Raw genomic sequence first — 7,705 nt, forward strand, 5'->3', positions numbered from 1 at the left:
CTGCTTGCTTTACTATCATATTTGTAGATGCCTTCTCTATATCGTTTTTTGCAAAAACTTCAAATGATGCATTTATTATACTTAAAACTTTTTCATTTTTTATATCAATATTTCGATATTTTTCTTCCATATCGCACCTCCACACCGACAACTTCTGTCTATAATCAGAATAGCATTACCGACAGAAGTTGTCAATGCATTTGTATGGTAAATGAAAAAAGCTCTAGTGTCTAAGTTTTAAAATAACATTTAATAAAACTCAGTTACTAGGGCTTCCTTTCTAAAAATCTATATGTCCTCTCTATTCTCTTTTTGCCATCTTAATCATTTTTCTATCAGCTTATACTTTTGTTTTCCACTATCACTTATCTGACAATATACATAATTACTATTAGATAGTACTTCAAATCTCACAACTTTTTCATCACATATTACCTGCTCTGTCCCACCATTTTTAGGTAGTTTATATAATTTCAAATCATTCACCTTCGTATAATATACATACTCATCATCACACGAAATCTCTTCTATAGCTCCGCTCATAATAAGTCTTTGATTACCACCATCTCTATCTGATATATACAGACCCTCTTGATCAAAATATATAATATCATCAGGTGATAGATAAAAACATGTAATGTTTTTATCAAAGACGTCACTATATTTTTCTGTATCAAGATCATATCTCCTAAGTGTCAATTCATCATTTATATAAAATATTTTTTCTCCATCAAAAGCCATATTTCCATCAAATACACCATCTTCAAGTATTTTTTTCTTATCTCCATTTTTCATATTTATCTTAATTACTCCATTATCATGACATATTACATAAAGATAATTCTCTCTAACAAAGAAACTCCAAATATCAACTTCATCTCTATCAAAAGAATCATCTTTATATAAATTCAAAAAATAATCTGTCTTGTCTCCTCTTTCTTCATAAAGTTTTTTTTCTGAAAAATCCTTTAAATCAATATACCTTATATCAATACCGCGTCTTGCACAATTGATATAGCATCGATCATCGTCTAAAAAGACCTTATCAATATATTTATCTCTATCAAATTTTAAAAAAGGGTCCCGATCTAATTCAAATTTTTGACTAAAATCTTTATAACAAATATCAAGCGTTTGATCTTCTTTTGTAATATATACATCATCATTTTGAGTTACAAGTAAGTTTTTGTTCATATTTAAATTGTATTCATTGACCTTTGTATTCTTACTCGAAGCACAACCGCTTAAAGCAACAATCATAACGCAGCACATGATTCCTATTTTGGCATTTTTTCTCTTATTTCTATACGATATGCTAATAATTACAAGCGCTAAAATAATCACAAGTAAACAAAATACAATCATCGCAATCAAGTATTCAATTGCTATACTGTCAAAAAGCTTTTTTGCATATTCTGTAACTGAGCCTTTAGATTTTATTACTTCTACATCTCCCCTAAAGTATCCACTTGATCGAATAAGATTTGTGGGAAATGGTACTTTGTAAATCCATGTTCTATTCTCAAATAGCAACTCTTGAAAAAATAAAATTGCTGCTGGGATAAATATAGTGAACAATTTATTTCTAGTCATTTCTGAAAGAATCAAAATAATGCTCACAAATCCAGCATAGCCAAGAGCTTTTAATATGGTTCTATAAAGCCAAAATTGACCTATTGTAATCTGATATATAGAGTTCTGAAAAAATTCTAAACTCTGAATCGGGTAATTTAAAAAATCAGTCCCAAAAAAAATTCTTACAGCTATATATTCAATAAAATCTACACTCAAAACCAAACTAATGGTAAAAATCATAACAATACTCCATTTTACAAGAGCTGTCAAAACACCACCTTTTTTGCTTATTTTTATGAAAGCTATCATCTCTGTATCTTTTTCAACAAATAAAAAGTTCAATACAAGAACACCAATCAATACGACCATAGCGTAATCTATGCCATCATTTGACAAAAAATAAATATTGTCATCTATGAAATATCTATTCTTTGGGCTTAACTTCACAAATTTATATTGACTCCAAATTTTTGAAAATGCGTCTGCTTTTTTTAGCTCTTCTAAAACACTTTTAGACCTTACCAAATACTCTTCTTCATCTATTTTTCTACGATAAAATCCATCTACAATATTTTCATATTTCATTTTTGCCTTTTCTAAGGCTTTATTCTCATTTAGTATAAATCTTTCTTTATCGGCAGTCATTTTGCCATCTAAGTAATTCATATATTCGCTATAGTTTTTCTTATCGAGCTCCGATAAAAAAACATCATCATTTTTAATATTCACAAAACAAAATACACCCTCTAATATCAAAAATAAAATTACTATTATTAGGCCTTTTTGTTTGAAAAACAGTTTATTCAGTTCACTCTTTAATACCATTTTATCGCCTGCTTTCTTATACACGCACAAAGCACAAAAAAGTAACTCATACTTACTATAATAGCTGCTTCGTAGTTTAATACACATATTCCAAATACATTCAATCCTTCAAATTCTCTCACCATAGAATAATTTGTTATGAGAGATACTGGATTTAGTACAGTTTTGAAAAAATCATTAGCCATTATTAGACTACTAATAGCTATAATTCCAAAAACAAGCGAATTTACTGTACGCTTTAAATAATACGATATATAAAGCAAAAATATTCCCATTAATGTAAATACCATAAATTTCATTCCAAAATCCAAAAATATAAAACCAATTACGCTCATGTTGAGCGGAGTAAGTTTAAAAAATGGCAAACTGTAAATTGGAACAAAAAAACTATCAGTACCTGAAATCATATAAATCAGTATCAAATCCATCAAGTAGAAGTACAGGCTAATTGCAAATACATATATAAAGCTAGCCAAGAATTTCATCGTTACAGTCTTTTTTCTATTTTTAGATGTTCGTATCAATTCAACCATTTGAGTTTCATTTTCATTGCAAAATACTGTTGAAAGACCAAATATCAATAAAAGTATCACTAAAAGCGCAGAAAAATCGTATCTAAAATAATAAGAAATCCCCCTATTATTTGTAGTGTCTTCGATTTTTCGATTTTTATACATCTCAGCTATTCTCTTGTTTTTTGCCCTTTCATATTTATTGCCTATACTAGAATAAAATTTTACATTATAATTTGCCTTATCTAATACATCCACCATATTAGAGTTATACATATAGTTATATTCTAATAAGGGAATTACATCACGTTTTAGCAAGTTAAGATCACCAAATAGATATCCCGTATACCTATTTTCATCGTATTCAGTACTATAATCTACCTTAGACGTCTCTTTTAAAAGTTCTTTGTAATACCCTCTGACAAAGTTTACCTTCTCATCTGTCAACTTACCACTCAATTTTTCAACATATATTTTTTCATAACCTGTATGCGGAGATACAATATGATGCTCAGTTAATAAAAAACTATCATATCCTACTGTAATTTTAAAAATATTTATAATAGAAAACACAACTATACATATCAAAATCGATGGCTTTAAAAAGTTTTTTTTGATTTCAAAAAATAGAATACCCATAGCTATACCTCATCAAAATAGTATAGGCAAACATCTTCTAATGTTGGCACAACTTCTACAGCATCGCTATTAGGCTTTTCGTCATTTACAACTCGAATATTATATCCATCTTTTTCATTAACTACATTGCTCACTTTAAAATTGCTCATATAGTTTATTATCTCTTCACTGGCAGTCTTTGTCTCCCAAACTTTTCCATAAATTTCATTTTCTAAATATTCCTGAGTCCCCTTTCTTATAAGCAAACCGTTCTTTAGGAGTATCACTTCCTTAGCTATAAATGAAATATCCGTTACTATATGTGTTGCTAATATTACAATCCTATCCTTCGCTATAGACGATATTATATTTCTAAATCTAATTCTCTCTCTAGGATCTAAGCCTGCTGTAGGCTCATCAAATATAAGTATTTTGGGCTCATTTATTATAGTCTGAGCTATTCCTAGCCTCTGCTTCATTCCACCAGAAAAAGACCCTATTTTTTTATTTTTTTCATCATCTAAATTTACTAATTTAAGCAATTCATCTATATATTTGTCTATATCCTTCGTTTTATAATCTTTCAAAACTGTCATATAGTGTAAAAACTCTTTTGCTGTAAAATTTCTATAAAACATTGGATATTGGGGTAAAAAGCCAATATATTCTATTGGCAAATCCACCCATTTATTATTATCACTATTTTCATCCGATTTAAATAGCACCTCTCCGCCATCAGCTTTCAAAAGACCTACAATTATATTCATTAATGTTGTTTTGCCAGCACCATTTGGCCCTACTAATCCATAAACACCTTCTTCTAATGTGAAACTCACACTAGATAGCACCTTTTTGTCTTTATAGCTTTTACTTACTTCCTTAATCCTAAGCTTCATTTAAACACTTCCCATTATGGTTTTTACATCATATTCTCTTAAATGACCTCCATACAGCACAAAAAGTTTATCCGATTGTAAACTCATATATAGCCTACTTCTTTCTTTAAGTTTTTTTCCTTCAATTTCCTGTACCATTTTTTGCTTATCAATATCATAAATTCTTATTATATATTTTTCATCATCTGGAGCAAAACACGTCGCTATTTTTTTACCATCACTTGATAAACTTACCCTCTCTCCTTCTCTTTTATCTAGCAATAATAGCTTTTTGACTCCTTCACTGTCTATTATTTCAACTCTACCTGAAAGGTACTTATCATCAAATACAGCTACATCGTGAGCTAACAACAGACCATTTGCAATTTGGATATCTCCTACTTGATAATCTTCACCTTCTGATATTTCATTTATGATTATTTCAGCATTTTTATCATTCATCATACCTATATAATTATTTCTTTTTCCTCCTTCTTCAATAGATGTTTTAATTCCAACTATTCCGTGGTCATAAACGATTCTACCCAAATTCAGAATAGTATCCTTTTCCTCTAAACTTTTCATCTTGTCTATTTTTCCGCTATCTATATCGCATATATATATACTTTTGTCCGTACTATCTGTAAAAATCAAAGATTTTCCATCTTCTAAAACACATACATTTCTCTCATCAATTTCGATTTCCTTCTCTAACAAATCATTTAAGTCTATCTCTCTCTTTAAATTCAAACTTTCATCATAAATATTGCAAATGATCTTATTTTCACTTTTTGGTTTCTTTGTGACTATTGCTAAACCATTGTCTAATAACTCGTATTTATCAAATATAGTTGTTTTTTTACTCAATTGCATAGAACCCATTTGTTCTCTAGTTTCTAAATTTAAACATAGTAGTTTTCCTTCATCAGATATGGCATACATGTATTTTTCATTACTGACTCCTATTATCGAAAATAAATTTGAACATATTTCTTCTCCACTTCCGTTATCTTCGAATTCTTTATTATCTACCTCCCTCATGTCCTTATTTACAATTTCCTTCAGCTCTTTTTTTTCTTCTTGACTGTCAGCTTTTTCTCCAAATTTTATCACTCTAGTCGGCTCTTTTAGACACCAACTAGCATCCACATTTTCACCTACTGGAACACTGATTGCATATATTATATTTTGATCTGCATCCATGTATTTTTTATCAACAGAAATATCCGCTGTAGATAAATAATCCTTTTGAATCGAGAATATATAATTATCAACATCATAACCTGCAAATTTTGTCTTTATAGGTTCGTGATTTACAAAAACTGTAGTTTTAAATTCAAATAACTCATCTCCATATGCTGATAATTGCAAATTCAAATACTTATCATCATTTTTCATTTTGAATGATCTATTTTCATATCTACTCTCGCCTTTACTATGTAGGAGTACTTGATTTGTTTGGTCATCATCAATTTTCAAACTTAATCTATCCTCATCTGTCATAAATTCACTTTCAACAACAGCAGTATTTAAATCTCTGCACTCTGCATCGACTTTATATTCTAAATCTATCGGATTAACATCTAGTAAACTATGCTGCACGTCAAATGTTTCTTTCTCTCCAGTAGGTAGGTACGATGGATTGAGCATAGATGTAACATGCACTTTTAATTTATCTCCTTTTCTACCTACACTAGGCCTGAAACTAATTGTCTTTGTTATTAGTTTCTCTTCTGGCAGCGTTATCTTTTTCAAATAAGTTTTACTTTCTGATTCCTCTCCTTTCAAAAATATCTCCTGAGGCTCTCCATCTACAAATAACATAATCCCCACATCTATAGCCTTAGCAAAGTTTTGCCATTCTACAGGTATATCTACATATTCTCCATCGAAGATAAGCTCTTGTCTATCGCCAGCTATACCAAATCCATAATTTCCAACAACCTCTTTGCCTTCTACTTCAGATTCCATCTGTTCCATATCAAATGGATTTTCAAGCTTTGAAGCAACCTCAGCATCTTCATCGCTACTTTCATTTGCACTACATCCAGTAATAATACTAGAACACAAAAGCACACAACACAATATGTACATTAGATTTTTTTTCATATGTATTCTCCTCTTTTCATATATTAAAAGATATTTAAGGGAATTATGCTATTACCTTAAATATCTTTTGTTTTCTTCTTATATAATGATTATTTAAATTACAACACTATCACTAGTTTTTGTGTATACAGCATAACTTCTATCATCTCTTACTTCATGCGTTCCAAACGTAACTATTTCATAATCTCTTGTTCTTGTCTCTGCTTCTGCTACAGATTTTTTACTATGTCTCTCTATGTTTGTATCACTATCTAGTCTTTTACCATTATCATTATTTTGAAGCTCTACTTTAGACACAACTTTATAAACTTCTTCCCCTATAGTAGTGGTAGCAATTCCTCCAGTTGACTCCCATCCCATGTGACAACTCAGATCTGCCTCTAAACGTCCATATTTTGTATTCTTATAATCAGTATCCCAACCTGCATATACCGGAGCTCCACTTGCTATCAATGTTGAAAATACTAATGCCATACTCATTAATCTTTTACGCATATTATCTACCCTCTTTGTTATGTTATTATATTAAAAATCAAATTTTTCTTCCGGATTTAAGCATCAAATCCGATTAATAAACACTCTGTCTTTTCTATCATTCATCTTTTTTGTTTATCTTTACAGTTTAATTTTATAACTTGGTTTTCCCACTGTCAATCTTTCATAATTCAATATATTGTCATTTTCACTACTTAATTTTAATTTCTATTAATATTTATCTTTTATTTAAACATCTTCTATACTTTTTATTTTTCACATAGCGATTATATTAAGTATCAATTCATATAATTTTTGCTAATAGTATCCTGATTTTTTGCAACTAAATTTCAAAATAAAAATTATAACTCTTAAAATATTTCCTGATTTTAACATTTTTATTTTCAAATAAAAAACCCCCTTCTAAATTTAAGTCATTACTTACTAAAACTTAGAAGGGGGTTTTTACTATTTAAAAATCCTAATAATTCGATAATACATATACACTTAACACGTTTCTGCTCCGTCATAGAATGCAATTTTCTTATCTACTTTTGCCATGCTTTTCTTTAGAAGTTCAATCTGATTCTGGATTTTTTTCCTGTGCTCTAATAGAATTTGCTTTCTCTCATCAATCGTTTCATCACCAATCATACTCAGCCTAACGATTTCCTTAATCTCTTCTAATGGCATATTTGTATCTTTTAAACATACAAC

At 29.5% G+C, this 7,705-nt stretch carries 6 protein-coding genes; all 6 read right to left on the reverse strand.

Features of this window, described 5'->3' with window-relative positions:
* Nucleotides 1-324: 324 nt before the first annotated feature.
* The gene (locus N4A40_17050) at nucleotides 325-2,400 is read right to left on the reverse strand and encodes a DUF5050 domain-containing protein (GenBank protein ID MCT4663564.1); all 2,076 of its coding nucleotides are present in this window, start codon (nucleotides 2,398-2,400) and stop codon (nucleotides 325-327) included.
* Nucleotides 2,391-3,551 (reverse strand): hypothetical protein, encoded by a 1,161-nt coding sequence (locus N4A40_17055; GenBank protein ID MCT4663565.1) that lies wholly within the window; start codon nucleotides 3,549-3,551, stop codon nucleotides 2,391-2,393. Before N4A40_17055 ends, N4A40_17050 begins: the two co-directional genes overlap by 10 nt.
* Nucleotides 3,552-3,553: 2 nt before the next feature.
* Nucleotides 3,554-4,426, reverse strand: a complete 873-nt coding sequence (locus N4A40_17060) for an ABC transporter ATP-binding protein (protein MCT4663566.1) — start codon at nucleotides 4,424-4,426, stop codon at nucleotides 3,554-3,556.
* Complete coding sequence (locus N4A40_17065; protein ID MCT4663567.1) at nucleotides 4,427-6,514, reverse strand: hypothetical protein; 2,088 nt, start codon at nucleotides 6,512-6,514, stop codon at nucleotides 4,427-4,429. It abuts the gene before it with no gap.
* Nucleotides 6,515-6,607: 93 nt separating this feature from the next.
* The gene (locus N4A40_17070) at nucleotides 6,608-7,009 is read right to left on the reverse strand and encodes a hypothetical protein (protein MCT4663568.1); all 402 of its coding nucleotides are present in this window, start codon (nucleotides 7,007-7,009) and stop codon (nucleotides 6,608-6,610) included.
* A gap of 486 nt (nucleotides 7,010-7,495) precedes the next feature.
* A partial coding sequence (locus tag N4A40_17075) for a MerR family DNA-binding protein (protein ID MCT4663569.1) occupies nucleotides 7,496-7,705 on the reverse strand: 210 nt, incomplete at its 5' end.

Source organism: Tissierellales bacterium (genome assembly GCA_025210965.1).
Lineage (GTDB): Bacteria > Bacillota > Clostridia > Tissierellales > JAOAQY01 > JAOAQY01.

Bases quoted from the DNA above. Each gene is read 5' to 3' on its own strand.
- N4A40_17055 (MCT4663565.1), bottom strand. From the start codon at position 3,551: ATGGGTATTCTATTTTTTGAAATCAAAAAAAACTTTTTAAAGCCATCG.
- N4A40_17050 (MCT4663564.1), bottom strand. From the start codon at position 2,400: ATGGTATTAAAGAGTGAACTGAATAAACTGTTTTTCAAACAAAAAGGC.
- N4A40_17060 (MCT4663566.1), bottom strand. From the start codon at position 4,426: ATGAAGCTTAGGATTAAGGAAGTAAGTAAAAGCTATAAAGACAAAAAG.
- N4A40_17070 (MCT4663568.1), bottom strand. From the start codon at position 7,009: ATGCGTAAAAGATTAATGAGTATGGCATTAGTATTTTCAACATTGATA.
- N4A40_17065 (MCT4663567.1), bottom strand. From the start codon at position 6,514: ATGAAAAAAAATCTAATGTACATATTGTGTTGTGTGCTTTTGTGTTCT.